Genomic DNA, 16,076 nt, shown 5'->3' with positions numbered 1-16,076 from the left:
TATTCTTTATGACTTTAAAAATGATTCGGCTTTCAAAATGTCATCGGCGTGATCCACGTCGATGATCTTGCTGAAAGGATAGGCCTTTAGCCTCAACCCCTCGGCGATGAGCTGCCGTTGATAATTGCGCATTCTCGACATTCCCTGCGAGATGGCGTTGTTCAATACACCCAGAGCCGGACGCCTCAAGCAATAGATACCTCCCGATATGTAACGGCAATCACCGTCTGCCTGATCTAGGAAATTCCGGATGTAAAGTTCGTTGTCTGTTTCTACATATAAGGGTTTCTCGTCATCAATAAAATCAGTGACGGCCATCAATCCGTCCAGTTTATCCTCTTGGATGAACTGTTGGATATAGCCGCTGAACTCTTCTTCCTTGAAGATCGTGTCTACAGTAGTTAAACAAATCTTATCACCATCCAGATAATGACTCAGCTCGTAGAAGCTGTGCATAGAGCTGGGGGTGGATTTTACCAACAGGTAAAAGGGTATAGGTAGTCGCAGGGCCTTCAGGTAATCCTGTACCTCGGTCATCTCCTCGTTTACGATGATACTGATAGAGGTAGCGTTATTTTTCAAAAAAACGTCTATCAACCGGTCTATCAGAGCGACACCGTTGAGTCTAACCAGAGGCTTTGGCCACTTAACACCTTCTTGCGCCAAGCGGGAGCCTTCGCCGGCGGCAATGATCGCGTAATCCATAACTTTTATTAGTTCAAATAATAATTTCGCAAAGTTACGAGATTTCTGAGATAGTTTTAGGCTATATCGTTGATATAATTGGTCAAAATTTCTATAAATTAGGACTATTTGACTAGAACAACAAAGACGTTATAAAGAGCTTGAATGTTTTTTTGAAAATAATTATCGTTTTATAGTTGCTAATTCAAATAGAATGCTTTCCTTTGTGCCATGAACAAAAGATAGTTTGTATAGCTCTTTTATCTTTTAGCATTTATTCATCAGCGATGATAATACTTTCTTTTAGAGATTGACTTCACCAACCATCCTTGTTTTATTATTAATTTTTATTTTTTTATATCATTTTCGTATGAATATTTACATTGGAAACCTGAATTATCGGGTAAGAGAATCAGACTTACAACAGATTCTGGAAGAGTATGGTGTTGTAGACTCAGTTAAAATCATTGTTGACCGTGACACAAAACGTTCTAAGGGCTTCGCTTTCGCTGAGATGCCTAACGCTGCAGAGGCTCAAAAAGCTATCGAGGAGTTGAACCAAGCTGAGTACGAAGGTCGTCAGATGGTTGTTAAAGAAGCTATCCCTAGACGTTAAATTTTAGAAGAAAGAAATTTTTAAAATAAGACGAAAAAGCGGGGAAACGAGGTGAAAACTTCCGTTTCCCCGCTTTCTTTTTTCGGTGTATTTTGTTTATGTTCGCGAGAAATTTTAAGAGTGATGAAGAATATAGGTGTTAGGAGTCTCATTGTGGGTCTTTGCTTGATGGGATTGGGGAGTTGGTCTCCCTCGCTGAAGGCGCAGATCGCGGATCGTGTCTATAAGACGGATTATCATATCGACCCGGAGAAGGCCCGGGAGTTGTCCGTGGAGTTGGATAATATTAGCTTCTTCAAGGATAACGAGTATACGGGTAAATTTACCAAAGGGTATTCGTTGCCGGGGCTTTGGGTACAAGGCAAAGCGGTTTATTATCCCTTGCGGAATATCAAGTTGGAGGCGGGTGTCCATATGTTGATCTATCATGGGGCGAATAAATATCCGAGCATGGCTTATCAGGATATCGCTTATTGGAAGGGAGACCAATACCAAAAAGGGGTACATGTGTTGCCCTATTTCCGGGCGCAGATGGCCCTCTCGGATCATGTGAACATCGTGCTGGGAAATATTTACGGCGCTTCCAACCATAATTTGATAGAGCCTCTTTATAATCCGGAGTTGAATTTGACCTGCGATCCCGAGGCGGGCTTGCAGTTGTTGTATGACTCGAAGGCTTTCGACTTGGATGTGTGGGTGAACTGGCAGAGCTTTATTTTCCGGGAGGATGTGCATCAAGAGGCGTTTACCGTCGGGATCTCTTCGCGGCTAAAGTACAACGACCCGGCTTCCCGTTTCCATTTCTATACGCCGGTGCAAGGATTGGTGCAGCATAGGGGAGGCGAGATCGACACGATCTTCAACAATTCCGTGCAAACCTTGATGAATGGCGCGATCGGTGTCGGAGGTGTATGGAATACCGGACATCGTATTTTCAAGAACTTGAACGTGGAACTGGATGCTACCGGTTATTATCAGCAAGCGGGAGAGATATGGCCTTTTGACAGCGGATATGGCTTGTATGCCCGTGCTTCCGCCGATATCTATGATTTCCGGGTGAAAACGTCGTATGGGACCTGCAAGGATTTCATCTCTATGTTTGGTAGCCCGTTTTTCGGGGCGGCCTCGATGATTGATGAGGGGGTTACGTTCGACCGTCCGCAAATGATCTATCTGGGGGTGGAATATTCCCGGCAACTAACGAAGGGTTTCTCGATAGGGGTAGATGTGGACGTTTTTCATCATCTCTCCGGAGATATGAATGATGCGGATGGAGTAAAACAACCGATGGGAAGCGCCACGAGTTTTACGGCAGGGGTTTACATGCGTATCAATCCGTCTTTCTTGATTAAAAAATTCTGATCATTACCTTCATACATAAACACAGTAGTATTCGATTGTGAATACTACTGTGTTTTTCTATGAATACTATTGTGTTCAGCCGTGAATACAATAGTGTTTTTATTCAATTACTAAATCAATCTTTTTCAGTGTCTTATCGTCCGAGGAACCTCCATATAGGATTTGGTATTTACCCGGGCGAACCTCCATGGTCTGCGTATTGTCATTGAAGGATTGGAAAGCTTTCGGTTCCAATTGGATGCTAACCGGTTGTTCGCTGCCAGCCTTCACGTTCACACGTTTGAATGCTTTCATCGCTTTTAGCGGTCCGGCAGGATCGTTCGGGTTCTTGATGTAGATCTGAGCGACCTCGTCACCATCCATCTTGCCTGTATTGGCGATATCGAAGGAGAGGGTAACCGATTCGTTGGAAGCGATCTTATCCTTTGATAACTTGGCGTTCTTATAATCGAATGTCGTATAGCTCAAGCCATAACCGAACGGATAAAGCGGAGTCTGCGTCATGTAACGATAGGTACGGCCTTTCATGCTGTAATCTTGGAAGTCCGGAAGCTGGTCTACGGATTTATAGAACGTGATCGGCAAGCGTCCGGCCGGGTTATAGTCTCCGAATAAAACGTCGGCCACGGCTGTCCCACCTTCTTGTCCGCCATACCAAGCGTTCAAGATAGCGTTTACATGATCGTTCTCCCAGTTCAATGCCAATGCGCTACCCGTACATACCACGTATACTACAGGCTTTCCGGTGGCTACCAAGGCTTTGACCATTTCCTTCTGTACGGCCGGGATCTCGATATTCGTGCGGTCGCCTTTCCGGAAACCTTCAGCGTCTACCGGCATTTCCTCACCTTCCAGACGTGGAGAAATACCACCTACGAATACGATGACATCAGCGTCTTTAACCTTGCTGGCCGTAGCTTGGAAATCTACGGGTGTGCGTACGCCTACCGTAAAGTTCAGATCAGCGCTACCCGTGCGTTGCATGTATTCGATCTTTATGGGATATTTCTCACCTTTCTTAGCGTTTAGCGTATAGAGTTTTTCCGCTCCATATTCGTTTTCCCATACCTCAGCGACTTTAGCCGTATCGATATACAGGCGGAATGCGTCGTTTCCGGATAGTTTGAACTCGACAGGACCATCTATCGGAGACTCGAATTCACCCGTAAAGCGAGCCGTGAAATTCGTCAAGTTCACGTTCGGGGCGAATTGGGTGTTACCTCCGGTGGTATAATGAAGCTCTTTCGCTAATCCCTTGTAGGCGGGGGTACCCTCGAACTCGGTATTGTTGAAGAATTCGGAGGCGAAACCCTGTCCCGCCGTGGAAGATACGTGGCTACCTAGGTCTGTCACGACAAAATCGGCGGTATGGTTGCAACCCAGCTCGTAGATAACCTCTGCGTTCGGGACTTTATTGCGGATACCTTCCACGATCGTAACGGTCTTGCTAGGGAAGCCATTGTAGTTGGCCCATAGCATGGTAGAGTCCGCCGCGTTCGGTCCGACTACGGCGATCTTCTTGATATTCTTGTCCAGAGGAAGCATATTATTCTTGTTCTTCAACAAAACGATACTTTTACGTGCCATATCCAGTGCCTTGGCGATATGCTCCGGGCTCTCGACTACGCTGTAAGGTATCTTAGAATAAGGAACCCGCTCGTCCGGATCGAACATACCTAGCTCGAAGCGGCCTTTCAGTAGGCGGCGTAAGGATACGTCCAGATCTTTCTCCGAGATCTTACCGTCGGCCAAGGCTTTGTTTAGCGCACGGTAGCTACCGCCACATTCTAGGTCGGTACCGTTCAATACGGCGTCGGCGGATGCGCTCTCAGCGTCCGGGTGCGTCTCATGGCGAGGCGTATTCTTGTCTTTCCTCCAGAAATCATCGATAGCACCGCAATCGGACAGGATGATATTGTCGTACCCCCAACTGTTACGCAAGATATCGATCAATAATTTGTCGCTACTACAGCAAGGTTTACCCTCGAAACGGTTGTAGGCGCACATTACCTCTTGTACATCGCCTTCCTTAACCAATGCCTCGAAAGCTGGAAGGTAGGTCTCGTACAAGTCGCGAGGGGTAGCTTCTGCGTTGAATTCGTGGCGGTTCCATTCCGGGCCGCTGTGTACGGCGTAATGCTTGGCGCAAGCGTGTGTCTTATAATAATTAGGATCATCGCCTTGCAATCCGCGGGTTACGGCTACGCCCATCTTCTCGGTCAAGTAAGGGTCCTCGCCATAGGTTTCCATACCCCGTCCCCAGCGAGGGTCACGGAAGATATTGATATTCGGGGTCCAGAAAGTAAGACCTTTGTAACGGTCGTACTCCTTGTCTTTCTGGTATTGGTGGTATTTGGCACGGGCCTCGTCGCTGACGATCGTGAAGGTCTCGTGAACGGCGTTATCGTCGAAGGTAGCCGCCATGGCGATCGCTTGCGGGAATACGGTCGCACGTCCGGCACGAGCCACGCCGTGAAGAGCCTCGTTCCACCAGTCGTAAGTCGGGATTCCCAAACGCTCGATGGCGGGGGTTACGTTCATCATTTGGCCGATTTTCTCCTCCGGTGTCAGCCGGGATAGTAAGTCGTCGATACGTTCCTCCAAGGGAAGATCCGGATTCCGGAAAGGGTAATCTTGTTGTTTTTCACTACAAGAGGCGGTGAGTAGGAGGGTGATCATCGCTACTGTCAGTTGTTTCATTTTCATGTTATTAAATTTTAGATATTGTTTATCTTACATTATTACTTATTGTAAACTATTTTAAGATAGATCGTTATCTTTGATATTGATGATGCAAAACTACGATTTTAGAAGCATTTTTTCAAACAGGAATACTTAAAATAGGTTACTTTCGTGGTTATTCATTTAAAAGCCCTACTTTTGCCGTAACAGATTAAAACACGAAAGAATGATGAAGAAGTATCTATTTTTGTTACTAATAGGGGCCGCTAGCCTGACGGCCTGCGGAGACGATGACGATCCCGTTGTTCCGGAATTGAATAAGCTAACGAAAGTTTCTTGTTATAAAGACGGAGCTTCAAGCCCGCTTTTTACCGCTGATATCAATTATATGAATGACGGGAAAATATCGAGTATATCTTTCCATGGAGATAAAGAGTTTCGTCTTTTCTCTTCTGACAACAAATATTTGATGATAGATATCTCTACCGGGGACGAACTAGGAGAATATATATTAAGTGGAAATGTGATCACGGCAAAGAACGTCTTGAGGAAAAATTCGTATGCGAGTAATGAGGTCTATGTGAGTGATGAATATAAGTATGGTTATTCCGGATCTAATCTGGTGTTGACCTCATGGGTAGCTCGTTGGCCGAAAGAAGACGGTCAAGGGTATGAGAGTGAGGATTACAGGGAATATGATAAGTTTTATTGGGAAAACGGGAATGTGGTAACTTTTTCTCGGAATCAGGATCGGATGGAGTATGAGTATAGTACGGTGGAGAGGCCTGAAAATTATCCTCTACGTGTGATCGGCTCTTTTGCTCCGGTTGATTTTGAAGCTGTGACTCCCTTGAACCTATTATATGGTGTTCAGAACCGGAATCTTCCGATCCGTGCCTACACCTATACGATCCCTAACCAGAGCGAGGTGAAAGCTGAGTACAAATACACCTATACCACCGTGGGAGATTATATAATGTGTATGACTATCGATGAGAATGACGGAGGAACCGCAAGCTCTTATAAGTATACTTTCGAGTATAATTTCGCCGTGAAGTAAGGAGACATGCCTTGTTTGGTTTAATTAACATACGCATATGCAGCATTTCCGCCCTAAAACGCATTTCTAATTTTATAGAATTAAAAGGTTGATTAGTTTAATTGATAAACTTAGAAAGGAAGTATTATGAACGGATTCTTTAATTTTAGGAAATTAGTTGTAGGTGTAATGGCGGCTACTTGTTTTATGGGGTTTCAATCTTGCTTGGACGATGATGATGATTATCCTTACAGTAAAGTGTTGCCGAATGCGTTGGTGACGGTTAAGCCGGTCGATGATGGTTCATATTTTCTTCAATTGGATGATAGCACGACCTTGTTGCCTGTCAATATGACCTCTTCTCCCTTCGGGCAGAAGGAGGTGAGAGCGTTGGTGAATTTTGACGAGACGAACGAGTCTAGCGGAATTTACAGCAAGGCCGTAAATATTAATTGGATCGACAGTATCCTTACAAAACCAATCGCTCCGGATTTGGGGGTGACTAGCAACGATTCGATCTATGGCTCTGACCCTGTGGAGATCGTGAACGATTGGGTTACCATCGCCGAGGACGGATATCTGACACTCCGTTTCAGGACGATCTGGGGAGACCGCAATAAGGCTCATTTTGTAAACCTACTGACAGGCAAGGACCCGGAGAATCCTTATGAGGTAGAGTTCCGCCATAATGCTTATGGCGATGTATATGGCGCATATGCGGATGGACTGGTCGCTTTTAAATTGGATAGCCTTCCGGATACGAATGGTAAGACGGTTAAGTTGAAATTAAAATGGAAGTCATTCGATGGCGATAAGTCTGTGGAATTCAATTATTGTTCACGCAAGTCTACTCCGGCAAAAGCATCCATAGCTGCCGAGAGAAGCGCCTTAAATTTGAAATAGGTCGGTTTGATCGTTTAAATAGATGGGGATTTGGCAGGGAGTGAATCTCCCTTGCTTTTTGAAAGTTCTTTCCTAGTGATAGGGAAGGACTTTTTTTATGGATAGAAACAAAAAAGGACTCTAAGAAGAGTCCTTTTTATTCGTGGGCAGTGATGGATTCGAACCACCGAAGGCGAAAGCCAGCTGAGTTACAGTCAGCCCCATTTGGCCACTCTGGTAACTGCCCATTCCAATATATTTTCTTGAGCCTCTTGTCGGATTCGAACCAACGACCCCGAGATTACAAATCACGTGCTCTGGCCAACTGAGCTAAAGAGGCATCTGTTATTCGTTTGCGGGTGCAAAGGTAGTAATAATATCTTACGATGCAATAGCTGGAGGTATTTTTTTTCAAAAGGGAACGAAAAAAGCCGTCCGGGAAAACTCCCGGGCGGCTCTTCTCTACACGTAACTTACATCAAATTAAATCAATATCTCTTACCAACGGTTTCCCAGTCGATAATCCCCCACAATGCGTTCAAATGATCCGCACGGCGGTTCTGGTAATCCAGATAGTAAGAATGCTCCCATACATCGAATCCCATGATCGGAGTCAATCCCTTAACGACCGGGTTACTACCGTTGGGTTCTTTGGTAATTGAAAGTTTGCCGTCTTTATCTTTAGCCAACCATACCCATCCTGAGCCGAACAAGCCTGTACCGGCAGCCACGAACTCTTTCTGGAAGTTCTCGAACGATCCCCACGTAGACTTGATAGCCTCGGCTAGCTTACCCGTAGGCTCGCCACCTCCGTTCGGGGAGAATTGGGTAAAATATAGATTGTGATTCAATACTTGGCCGGCATTGTTGAAAATGGCTCCGTCAGACTCACGAACGATCTGCTCCAGCGGAGCGTTCTCGAATTTCGTGCCCTCAATCAGCTTATTAAGGGTATTTACATAGTTCAATAAATGTTTTCCGTAATGGAAATCAATTGTTTGTTTGCTGATAACTGGTTCTAAACCGTCGTTTGCGTACGGTAACTGGATTAACTCGAATTTCATAACTTCTTCTTTTTTATCTGTTATTTGACTATTTGTGATCATTAATAATAAACTTAAACATAATGTAAGCATTGTCTTCTAGTTTTTTATGTTGATTTACTATATAAACAGAGCTGAGGGGATGAAAGTTCTGGGTTCGGTGATGATTTTTTAGTGAAAATATGTTTGCGGCTAAAGTTTTATAGGGAAAACTATGCGTTATATATCGCGAAAGTTTCTATTTTTGTGCGCTCTTAAGCTTTTATTAATTAGTAAAACATATTTGTAGATGGTAAAGAAAGTTGGGAATTTAATTCCAAACACCTTTTTTATTACAAAAGGAAGTGGCGAATCAGACTTGGAGAAACACGCTGGTTCTTACCACATGGCTCTTTATGACGCCGGTATCTCTGATTTCAATATCATGACGTATTCGTCAGTGATACCCGCTACGGCACATCTGGCAACCATGGATGAACTAGACCTTCCTCCATTTGGTTCGGAAATGAAAACGATCATGGCTGTATCCCATGGATATCAGGATGAGTTCGTGTCTGCTGGTGTGGTTTACGCATGGATGTATAAGGATGAGAACTTTGATGAGAAGGTTGGTGGCCTTGTGTGTGAGGTCAGCGGACGTTACCGCATCGAGGAGCTTGAGTCTCGTCTGATCCGTGTTATTAACGATCTTCATCAGAAGACGTATGGGAAGTATTATCTTGGAGAGCTTAACTTTATCACCGAGGGAATTACGATCGAGAAACGCTATGGAACGGCGTTGGCCGCCCTTTGCTTCGTGGATTTCCTTCAACCGGAGATCGAGGAATAAGTCGTGTTGAGTATTTTTTGTGATATTTATAGAGCCGGTTCCTTTCAAGAGCCGGCTTTTTTGTTAACTTTGAGCAACAAAAAACATATAAATATTGTTTTCGTGATATGAAAAAGATAATTAATCCGTGGGAAGGGCTGGACGGTTATATGTGTTTCGGTTGCGCTCCGAACAATCCGCTGGGGCTGCATATGGAGTTTTTTGAGGATGGTGACGATATCGTGGCGTTCTGGAAGCCTCAAGGTACTTACCAAGGATGGCTGCGTACGTTGCACGGAGGTATACAGACTACGCTGATGGATGAGTTGGCCGGCTGGGTGGTCTTGCGGAAGTTGCAGACCTCCGGGGTGACTTCACGCCTCGACGCCAAGTTTATGAAGAGTATCTCTACGGACGAGCCCCAGCTGACGATACGGGGACGGATGACAGACCGGAAACGGAACGCCATCTTCATAGAGACCGAGATCTATAACTCGGCGAATGAGTTGTGTACCCGTGCCGAGATGGTTTATTTCATCACCCCGCAAGAACGTGCGATGGAGGAGTTTGGTTTTTGTGGGTGTAAGACTGAGGATGAACATTAGTATAAATAAAAAGAAAAGTTAGGTTATTATGAAGTATGTTGGGGCTCACGTGAGTGCGGTCGGTGGGGTTGAGAATGCCCCCGTTAATGCCCATGAGATCGGTGCGAAGGCTTTTGCCCTTTTCACCCGGAATCAGAGGCAATGGAAGTCGCAGCCGTTGAAGGCGGACAGTATCCATTTATTTAAGGAGCGGTGTGAAGCGTACGGTTACGATCCGGGATGTATCTTGCCGCACGATAGCTATTTGATCAATCTGGGGAACCCGGACGCCGAGGGATTGCAGAAATCCCGTGACGCTTTTCTGGACGAGATGACACGCTGCGAGCAACTGGGACTGAAAATGCTGAATTTCCATCCCGGAAGCCATTTGGGGAAGATGGAGGTGGATACCTGCCTGTCTCGCATCGCCGAGTCGATCAATATCACGTTGGCTCAGACGAGTGGCGTATGTGCCGTGATAGAGAATACGGCGGGGCAAGGCTCGAACTTGGGATATACCTTCGAGCAGATCGCCTATATTATAAACGAGGTAGAGGATAAGAGCCGGGTGGGAGTATGCCTCGATACGGCGCACACGCTTGCCGCCGGTTACGATATAAAGACACCGGAGGGATTTTCCGAGACATTCCGTCATTTCGACGAGGTGGTCGGCTTTTCTTATTTAAGGGGGATGCACTTGAACGATTCTAAAAAGGAGCAGGGATCACGTGTGGACCGGCACGAGAGTATCGGTAAAGGCTTGATGGGCCTTGATACCTTCCGCATGATCATGGCGGACCCCCGTTTCGACAATATGCCCTTAATCCTAGAGACCCCGGACGAGGCGCTTTGGCCGGAGGAGATACAGCTTCTATATAAACAATTAAAATCTTGATTATATGTTCATTTTAATGCCTGTCATTTTTGTCTTAGGAATCCTCGCTATTGCCTTGGAGGATAAGATCAAAATAAATAAAGCGGCCATAGCGTTGTTCATGGCTATCTCTATGTGGATGATATTGATGTTCGATGCCTACAATATTTTCGTCGAACGCTCTAGTACGATCTTTCAAGAGTTCTTGACCCAGAACCCGGAGATGGCCAGCTTGCCCCCGCATGAGCAATTTATTAATTTTATATCGAACCGTGCGATTGTTTATCATTTAGGAAACGTCTCCGAGACGCTTTTCTTCGTGATGTGTTCCATGTTGATCGTGGATATCGTGGATAAGCATGGTGGTTTTAGGGCCGTGACCGGGTATATCCGTACGCCGAATAAACGTAAGCTGTTGTGGTATATAAGTTTCGCTACTTTTTTCTTCTCCGCCTTGTTGGATAACTTGGCGGCCGCTATCGTGATCATGGCGGTGTTGCGTAAGCTGGTACCGGATCGTACGGATCGTTTGAAATATGCCTGTATGGTGATTATAGCGGCGAACGCCGGTGGCTCATGGTCGCCGATTGGTGATGTGACGACCATCTTGCTTTGGGTCGGAAAGAATATCTCGGCGATGCACCAGATCTCTCACGTATTTATCCCTGCTTTGGTTAATATGTTGGTGCCGTTGACGATCGCCCATTTCTGGTTGTTCAAGAAAGGATCTACCTTGCGTGTGTTGAGCGAGGAGGAGCAAGGTGACGAGTACATACCAGAGATACCGAACCGCTCACGTCGGATGATCTTTGTGATCGGCGTGCTTTCCTTGGCGTTGGTGCCTGTCTTCCAGATGGTGACGAACTTGCCGCCGTTCTTGGGCGTCTTGCTGGGATTGGTGATCCTTTGGTTCTATACGGATTTGATGTATAGCAAGCTGCATATGCATGAGTCCCAGAAACTCCGTATTTCCCAATTGTTGCCGAATATCGATTTGGCTACGATCTTCTTTTTCTTGGGTATCTTGATGGCCGTGGGAGCGTTGGAGACCTCCGGGCAGTTGGGCATCATGTCCGCTTTCTTGGATAAGCATGTGCATGAGCCGTATCTGATCAGCTTCGTGATCGGCGCCTTGTCCTCCTGCGTGGATAACGTAGCCTTGGTAGCTGCTACGATGGGTATGTACCCGATCGTGGAGCAGGTGGCCGACTTATCGCCTTATGCCCAGTTCTTCGTATCGGACGGTGGTTTCTGGACCTTCTTGGCTTATTGCGCCGTGACGGGTGGTAGCATCTTGATCATCGGATCGGCTACGGGCGTTACGGTAATGGGATTGGAGAAGATCGATTTTATGTATTATACGAAACGGTTCTCTATCTTGGCGTTGATCGGCTATTGTTGCGGCGCCGGTGTATATATGCTTTTATTTGCTTAAAACTTTATTTATATGAAGAAGAGTTGGATTTTATTAACCGCTTGCGCCGCCCTGTTATCCGGGGTGGAGGCTATCGCCTGTACCGGTTTGCTGGTGGGCAAGAAGGCTTCGACAGACGGTTCGGTAATGATTAGTTATGCGGCGGACTCGCATTCCCTGTATGGGGAGATGTATCGTTGGCCCGCCGCTACATGGCCGAAGGGCGCCATGTTGGAAGTGAAGGAATGGGATACAGGGAAACCGCTGGGCAAGATCGCCCAAGTGGAGAAGACCTATTCCGTAGTGGGTAACATGAACGAGCATCAGGTGGCTATCACGGAGAGTACGTTCGGCGGACGCCATGAATTGGTGGATACGACGGGTATCATGGATTACGGTAGCTTGATCTACATCGCTTTGCAACGTTCCAAGTCGGCCCGTGAGGCGATCAAGGTCATGACGGACTTAGTAAAGGAATATGGCTATTACAGCAGTGGCGAGACGTTCTCTATCGCCGATAAGAACGAGGCTTGGGTGATGGAGATGATCGGTAAGGGACCGGGTAACAAAGGTGCCGTTTGGGTAGCGATCCGCATCCCGGACGATTGTATCTCGGCGCATGCCAACCAGTCCCGTATCCAGCAGATACCGTTTGACGATAAGGAGAATTGCATGTACTCGCCGGATGTGGTTTCTTTCGCCCGTGAGAAAGGATATTTCAAGGGAAAGGACGCTGATTTCAGTTTCGCCAAGGCTTATTGCCCGTATGATTTCAGCGCCTTGCGTGGATGCGAGGCTCGTGTATGGTCTTTCTTCCGTAAATATGATACCACGATGGATCAGTATATGGATTTTATCAAGGGTGATCCTTCCAAGGAGCCGATGCCTCTGTATGTGAAGCCGAATCGTAAGCTTTCCGTTCAAGACGTACAGAATGGCATGCGCGACCATTACGAGGGAACGGATCTGGATATGACGAAAGATGCCGGTGCCGGCTCGTATAAGGTTCCTTACCGCTGGCGGCCGATGACGTTCGAGGTAGACGGACAGGAATATACGAATGAACGTGCCATAGCGACGCAACAAACGGGCTTCGTGATTGTTCCACAAATGCGTAACTGGTTGCCGGACGCTATCGGTGGTATCTTGTGGTTTGCCGTGGACGACGCTGATATGGCAGTCTTCACTCCTGTATATGGGTCGGTAACGGATGTTCCGGAGTGCTATCGGGTGGGAAACGGCGATTTGCTGAACTTCTCTTGGACTTCCGCTTTCTGGATTCATAACTGGGTGGCTAATATGGCTTACCACAAATATAGCTTCATGATTCAGGATATCCGTAAGGTACAGCAGGAGTTGGAGAATGGTTATCAAGAGACCGTACCGGCTATCGATAAGGCGGCTCAGGAGTTGTATGCCAAGGACCCGGCGGAGGCTGTCAAGTTCTTAACGTGGTATAGCACGACTAATTCAGACTCCGCTACCGCCCGCTGGAAGCAATTGGGTGAGTATTTGCTGGTAAAATACATCGATGGAAACGTGAAGAAAGAGGTGAACGGACAGTTCAAGCGTAATCCGTACGGCCAGCCCGCGTCTCCCGATTTTCCCGGATATGACGAGGACTATTACCGTAGCATCGTGAAGAGTGCCGGTGATCGACTGAAAGTAAAATAAATACCAATAATAATCTAATGTTGAACTAAACGAAAGAAAGCGTATGAAAAAGTTTGTAATGATGCTGATGTTAGCAGTCTTTAGTCTGGGAGCTTATGCGCAGACGCAGCAAGGACAATCTGCCGTGGGATTTAACATCGGTTATGGATTCGATTCGAAGAATGCCACGTTAGGAGTTGATTACCGCTATTGTATCACGGATGCGGTACGTTTGAGCCCCTCTCTTACTTATTTCGTAAAGAATGACAATCACAGCACTTGGGCGATCGACTTGAATGCTCATTATGTAGTGAAGTTAAGTGAGATGTTCGGTTTTTATCCATTAGCGGGGCTTAGTCTGTCCTTTTGGAATTGGGATGCGGGCCATGGCCTTTCTCATAACGAGACTCGTCTGGGAGCCAATATCGGTTTAGGCGGTGAGGTTTATGCTACCGACAATCTTTCGATAGGATTGGAGGTGAAGTATAATATCATCAAGGATTTCGATCAGGCCATGCTGGGTGTTCGCGTAGGATATAGTTTCTGATCCCAATATAGTCACAGCCCCACGGCAGTACTGCCGTGGGGTTACACCAGTACTGCTTCCGGCTCTCGCCGATACTGGTGTAGCCCATTGCCGGTACAGGCGTTTCCTTTATTCCTTCATTCCTTCACCGGCTCCTACACACACACGCACGTATACGCATACGCATATTATTAATGTACGCATACATGTGTGTGGGTGTGTGTAAAGGGGTAGGTGAAGGAATGAAGGAAATAATCATTTCCTTTTTCTCGATTGCTTACCATCTCAAATAATCCTCGAACGTGACTTTCTCGAAATTGGGGATTACCTCATATACTTTATCTCTTAAAGATTCCGCCGGATTCGTCGTACTTAACCCGATGACACGCATCCCTGCGTCCTTCCCGGACTGTATGCCGTTGAAAGAATCCTCGAATACGATACAATCCTCGGGAGATACGTTCAAGTCTTTCGCCGCCAATAGATAACACATCGGATCGGGCTTACCTTGCGTGATGCGGTCGGCGGTCACTAGGGTATCGAATAGATTGTCCAGATGTAGAAGCCCGAAAGCCCGTTTCACCTTTGCGTTATCCGAGCTGGTAACCAAGCCTATCTGTACGCCGTGCTCCTTCAGCATACGGATGAACTCGATGGAGCCGGGCATGGGAGGCAAGGGCATCGTCTTCTCATACTCTGTAGATTCTTTGGTCACCATTTGGCGGAACTCCTCCGTATATCCGGAAAAATACTTCTCCAGAATATACGGTAGGGTCGTACCCTTTATAATATCAGCGAAATTATCGATACCTAAGCCATAACGTTTAGCGGCATCGTTCCAGAATAAATCGTAAATAGGTTCCGTATCTACTACTACGCCGTCAAAATCGAACAAGGCGGTCTTTAGTTGTTTCATATAAATAATCATTTAATATTTATATCGCGAAGATACGTCTATTTTTTATGAAATCAATTATCTTTGTGGACGCACACATTGCTTGATTATATACATTAAAAATAAATAAGACATGAAGACACTAGTAATTTGTACCGCCATGAGCGCCATGATCCTTTGCGCCTGCGGTGGAAAAAACACGCAAAGCACGGAAGAGACAGCTAAGGTAGTACCGATGGCCGTAATTACACCGGCGATCAATCAATTGACCGACCAAGAGAAAGCCGAGGGTTGGGCGCTCCTTTTTGACGGTAAGACAACGAAAGGTTGGCGTGGAGCGCACAAAGACGCTTTCCCGGATCACGGATGGATGGTGAAAGATGGCGAATTGATCGTGCAGAAATCCGACGGTAGCGAGTCTACGAACGGAGGCGATATCGTTACGGAGGGTGAATATTCCGCCTTTGAGTTCAGCGTGGATTTTAAGATCACCGAAGGGGCCAACAGCGGTATTAAATATTTCGTGACCGAGCAAGAGAAGCAAAAAGGCTCCGCTTACGGCTTGGAGTTCCAGCTATTGGATGACGCTAAGCACCCGGATGCCAAGCTTTACACGACTTTCCCCGGTAGTCGTACCCTTGGAAGCTTGTATGATCTGAAGAAAAGCGAGAACATCCGTTTCAACGGCGTAGGAGAGTGGAATACGGCCGTGGTGAAGGTATTCCCGAACAACCACGTAGAGCACTGGCTGAATGGTGTGAAGGTATTGGAGTACGAGCGTGGCAGCAAGGAGTTCCGTGATTTGGTGAAGGGCAGTAAATACGCTGATCCATCTTATAATGCGGGTGGTGCTTTCGGCGAGGCCCCGAAAGGACACATCCTTTTGCAGGATCATGGGGATGAGGTAGCGTTCCGCAATATCAAGGTGAAGGAGTTGAAATGATCGCCTCGTGACTAATTTTTCGTAACAAAAGAGTACCGATTTAAAAAAAGTTGTTACTTTGCGGCGAATTT

General features: G+C 46.4%; 15 protein-coding genes and 2 tRNA genes. 11 read left to right on the top strand and 6 right to left on the bottom strand.

The window, feature by feature from the left end:
* Positions 1-6: 6 nt before the first annotated feature.
* Complete coding sequence (locus ACESPU_RS00860) at positions 7-705, bottom strand: NDP-sugar synthase (protein ID WP_005856716.1); 699 nt, start codon at positions 703-705, stop codon at positions 7-9.
* 349 nt (positions 706-1,054) lie between these two features.
* Here ACESPU_RS00860 and ACESPU_RS00855 point away from each other — a divergent pair, with 349 nt between their 5' ends.
* Both ACESPU_RS00855 and ACESPU_RS00850 read left to right on the top strand, forming a co-directional pair.
* Positions 1,055-1,300 carry an RNA-binding protein gene (locus ACESPU_RS00855; RefSeq protein ID WP_005856718.1) on the top strand — a complete coding sequence of 82 codons (246 nt, stop codon included), beginning with the start codon at positions 1,055-1,057 and terminating at the stop codon, positions 1,298-1,300.
* Positions 1,301-1,423: 123 nt separating this feature from the next.
* Positions 1,424-2,662 (top strand): hypothetical protein, encoded by a 1,239-nt coding sequence (locus ACESPU_RS00850; RefSeq protein WP_373133075.1) that lies wholly within the window; start codon positions 1,424-1,426, stop codon positions 2,660-2,662.
* A gap of 99 nt (positions 2,663-2,761) precedes the next feature.
* Here ACESPU_RS00850 and xyl3A read toward each other — a convergent pair whose 3' ends face one another.
* The gene (gene xyl3A / locus ACESPU_RS00845) at positions 2,762-5,368 is read right to left on the bottom strand and encodes a xylan 1,4-beta-xylosidase (protein WP_347171720.1); all 2,607 of its coding nucleotides are present in this window, start codon (positions 5,366-5,368) and stop codon (positions 2,762-2,764) included.
* Positions 5,369-5,573: 205 nt separating this feature from the next.
* On the opposite strand from xyl3A, the gene ACESPU_RS00840 reads away from it, so the two are divergent.
* Both ACESPU_RS00840 and ACESPU_RS00835 read left to right on the top strand, forming a co-directional pair.
* Positions 5,574-6,404, top strand: a complete 831-nt coding sequence (locus ACESPU_RS00840; protein ID WP_005862134.1) for a DUF5032 domain-containing protein — start codon at positions 5,574-5,576, stop codon at positions 6,402-6,404.
* A 126-nt stretch (positions 6,405-6,530) separates the two neighbouring features.
* Complete coding sequence (locus ACESPU_RS00835) at positions 6,531-7,286, top strand: NigD-like protein (RefSeq protein WP_005856726.1); 756 nt, start codon at positions 6,531-6,533, stop codon at positions 7,284-7,286.
* Positions 7,287-7,429: 143 nt separating this feature from the next.
* Here the strand turns inward: ACESPU_RS00835 and ACESPU_RS00830 are convergent.
* The 3 genes from ACESPU_RS00830 to ACESPU_RS00820 all read right to left on the bottom strand — a co-directional run bounded on the left by ACESPU_RS00830 (position 7,430) and on the right by ACESPU_RS00820 (position 8,401).
* A tRNA-Tyr gene (locus tag ACESPU_RS00830) sits at positions 7,430-7,512 on the bottom strand.
* A 19-nt stretch (positions 7,513-7,531) separates the two neighbouring features.
* Positions 7,532-7,605 (bottom strand) — tRNA-Thr (locus ACESPU_RS00825).
* Positions 7,606-7,753: 148 nt separating this feature from the next.
* On the bottom strand, positions 7,754-8,401 hold the full coding sequence (locus ACESPU_RS00820; RefSeq protein WP_005862137.1) for a superoxide dismutase: 648 nt from the start codon (positions 8,399-8,401) through the stop codon (positions 7,754-7,756).
* A gap of 196 nt (positions 8,402-8,597) precedes the next feature.
* Here ACESPU_RS00820 and ACESPU_RS00815 point away from each other — a divergent pair, with 196 nt between their 5' ends.
* From ACESPU_RS00815 to ACESPU_RS00790, 6 genes are all read left to right on the top strand, one after another.
* Positions 8,598-9,137 carry a pyruvoyl-dependent arginine decarboxylase gene (locus ACESPU_RS00815; protein WP_005856730.1) on the top strand — a complete coding sequence of 180 codons (540 nt, stop codon included), beginning with the start codon at positions 8,598-8,600 and terminating at the stop codon, positions 9,135-9,137.
* A gap of 107 nt (positions 9,138-9,244) precedes the next feature.
* On the top strand, positions 9,245-9,721 hold the full coding sequence (locus tag ACESPU_RS00810; protein WP_005856732.1) for a PaaI family thioesterase: 477 nt from the start codon (positions 9,245-9,247) through the stop codon (positions 9,719-9,721).
* A 28-nt stretch (positions 9,722-9,749) separates the two neighbouring features.
* The gene (gene nfo, locus ACESPU_RS00805; RefSeq protein WP_057327723.1) at positions 9,750-10,595 is read left to right on the top strand and encodes a deoxyribonuclease IV; all 846 of its coding nucleotides are present in this window, start codon (positions 9,750-9,752) and stop codon (positions 10,593-10,595) included.
* A 4-nt stretch (positions 10,596-10,599) separates the two neighbouring features.
* The gene (gene nhaD, locus ACESPU_RS00800; RefSeq protein WP_005856736.1) at positions 10,600-12,009 is read left to right on the top strand and encodes a sodium:proton antiporter NhaD; all 1,410 of its coding nucleotides are present in this window, start codon (positions 10,600-10,602) and stop codon (positions 12,007-12,009) included.
* A 12-nt stretch (positions 12,010-12,021) separates the two neighbouring features.
* Positions 12,022-13,662: a dipeptidase gene (locus tag ACESPU_RS00795; protein WP_005862143.1), complete on the top strand. Its 1,641-nt coding sequence runs from the start codon at positions 12,022-12,024 to the stop codon at positions 13,660-13,662.
* Between the two features lie 43 nt (positions 13,663-13,705).
* Positions 13,706-14,188 carry a porin family protein gene (locus tag ACESPU_RS00790; RefSeq protein WP_008772096.1) on the top strand — a complete coding sequence of 161 codons (483 nt, stop codon included), beginning with the start codon at positions 13,706-13,708 and terminating at the stop codon, positions 14,186-14,188.
* A gap of 256 nt (positions 14,189-14,444) precedes the next feature.
* On the opposite strand, the gene ACESPU_RS00785 is transcribed toward ACESPU_RS00790, so the two are convergent.
* Positions 14,445-15,083 (bottom strand): HAD family phosphatase, encoded by a 639-nt coding sequence (locus tag ACESPU_RS00785; RefSeq protein WP_005856741.1) that lies wholly within the window; start codon positions 15,081-15,083, stop codon positions 14,445-14,447.
* 112 nt (positions 15,084-15,195) lie between these two features.
* Between ACESPU_RS00785 and ACESPU_RS00780 the strand changes: the two genes are divergently transcribed.
* Positions 15,196-16,005, top strand: a complete 810-nt coding sequence (locus tag ACESPU_RS00780; protein ID WP_121961898.1) for a DUF1080 domain-containing protein — start codon at positions 15,196-15,198, stop codon at positions 16,003-16,005.
* Positions 16,006-16,076: the final 71 nt, after the last annotated feature.

It is taken from the genome of Parabacteroides sp. 20_3 (assembly GCF_964238835.1).
GTDB classification, from domain to species: domain Bacteria; phylum Bacteroidota; class Bacteroidia; order Bacteroidales; family Tannerellaceae; genus Parabacteroides; species Parabacteroides distasonis.
This window is presented reverse-complemented; position numbering and strand designations above follow the sequence as displayed.

Coding starts and splice junctions, on each gene's coding strand:
- ACESPU_RS00860 (WP_005856716.1), bottom strand. CDS start 705: ATGGATTACGCGATCATTGCCGCCGGCGAAGGCTCCCGCTTGGCGCAA.
- ACESPU_RS00855 (WP_005856718.1), top strand. CDS start 1,055: ATGAATATTTACATTGGAAACCTGAATTATCGGGTAAGAGAATCAGAC.
- ACESPU_RS00850 (WP_373133075.1), top strand. CDS start 1,424: ATGAAGAATATAGGTGTTAGGAGTCTCATTGTGGGTCTTTGCTTGATG.
- xyl3A (WP_347171720.1), bottom strand. CDS start 5,368: ATGAAAATGAAACAACTGACAGTAGCGATGATCACCCTCCTACTCACC.
- ACESPU_RS00840 (WP_005862134.1), top strand. CDS start 5,574: ATGAAGAAGTATCTATTTTTGTTACTAATAGGGGCCGCTAGCCTGACG.
- ACESPU_RS00835 (WP_005856726.1), top strand. CDS start 6,531: ATGAACGGATTCTTTAATTTTAGGAAATTAGTTGTAGGTGTAATGGCG.
- ACESPU_RS00820 (WP_005862137.1), bottom strand. CDS start 8,401: ATGCTTACATTATGTTTAAGTTTATTATTAATGATCACAAATAGTCAA.
- ACESPU_RS00815 (WP_005856730.1), top strand. CDS start 8,598: ATGGTAAAGAAAGTTGGGAATTTAATTCCAAACACCTTTTTTATTACA.
- ACESPU_RS00810 (WP_005856732.1), top strand. CDS start 9,245: ATGAAAAAGATAATTAATCCGTGGGAAGGGCTGGACGGTTATATGTGT.
- nfo (WP_057327723.1), top strand. CDS start 9,750: ATGAAGTATGTTGGGGCTCACGTGAGTGCGGTCGGTGGGGTTGAGAAT.
- nhaD (WP_005856736.1), top strand. CDS start 10,600: ATGTTCATTTTAATGCCTGTCATTTTTGTCTTAGGAATCCTCGCTATT.
- ACESPU_RS00795 (WP_005862143.1), top strand. CDS start 12,022: ATGAAGAAGAGTTGGATTTTATTAACCGCTTGCGCCGCCCTGTTATCC.
- ACESPU_RS00790 (WP_008772096.1), top strand. CDS start 13,706: ATGAAAAAGTTTGTAATGATGCTGATGTTAGCAGTCTTTAGTCTGGGA.
- ACESPU_RS00785 (WP_005856741.1), bottom strand. CDS start 15,083: ATGAAACAACTAAAGACCGCCTTGTTCGATTTTGACGGCGTAGTAGTA.
- ACESPU_RS00780 (WP_121961898.1), top strand. CDS start 15,196: ATGAAGACACTAGTAATTTGTACCGCCATGAGCGCCATGATCCTTTGC.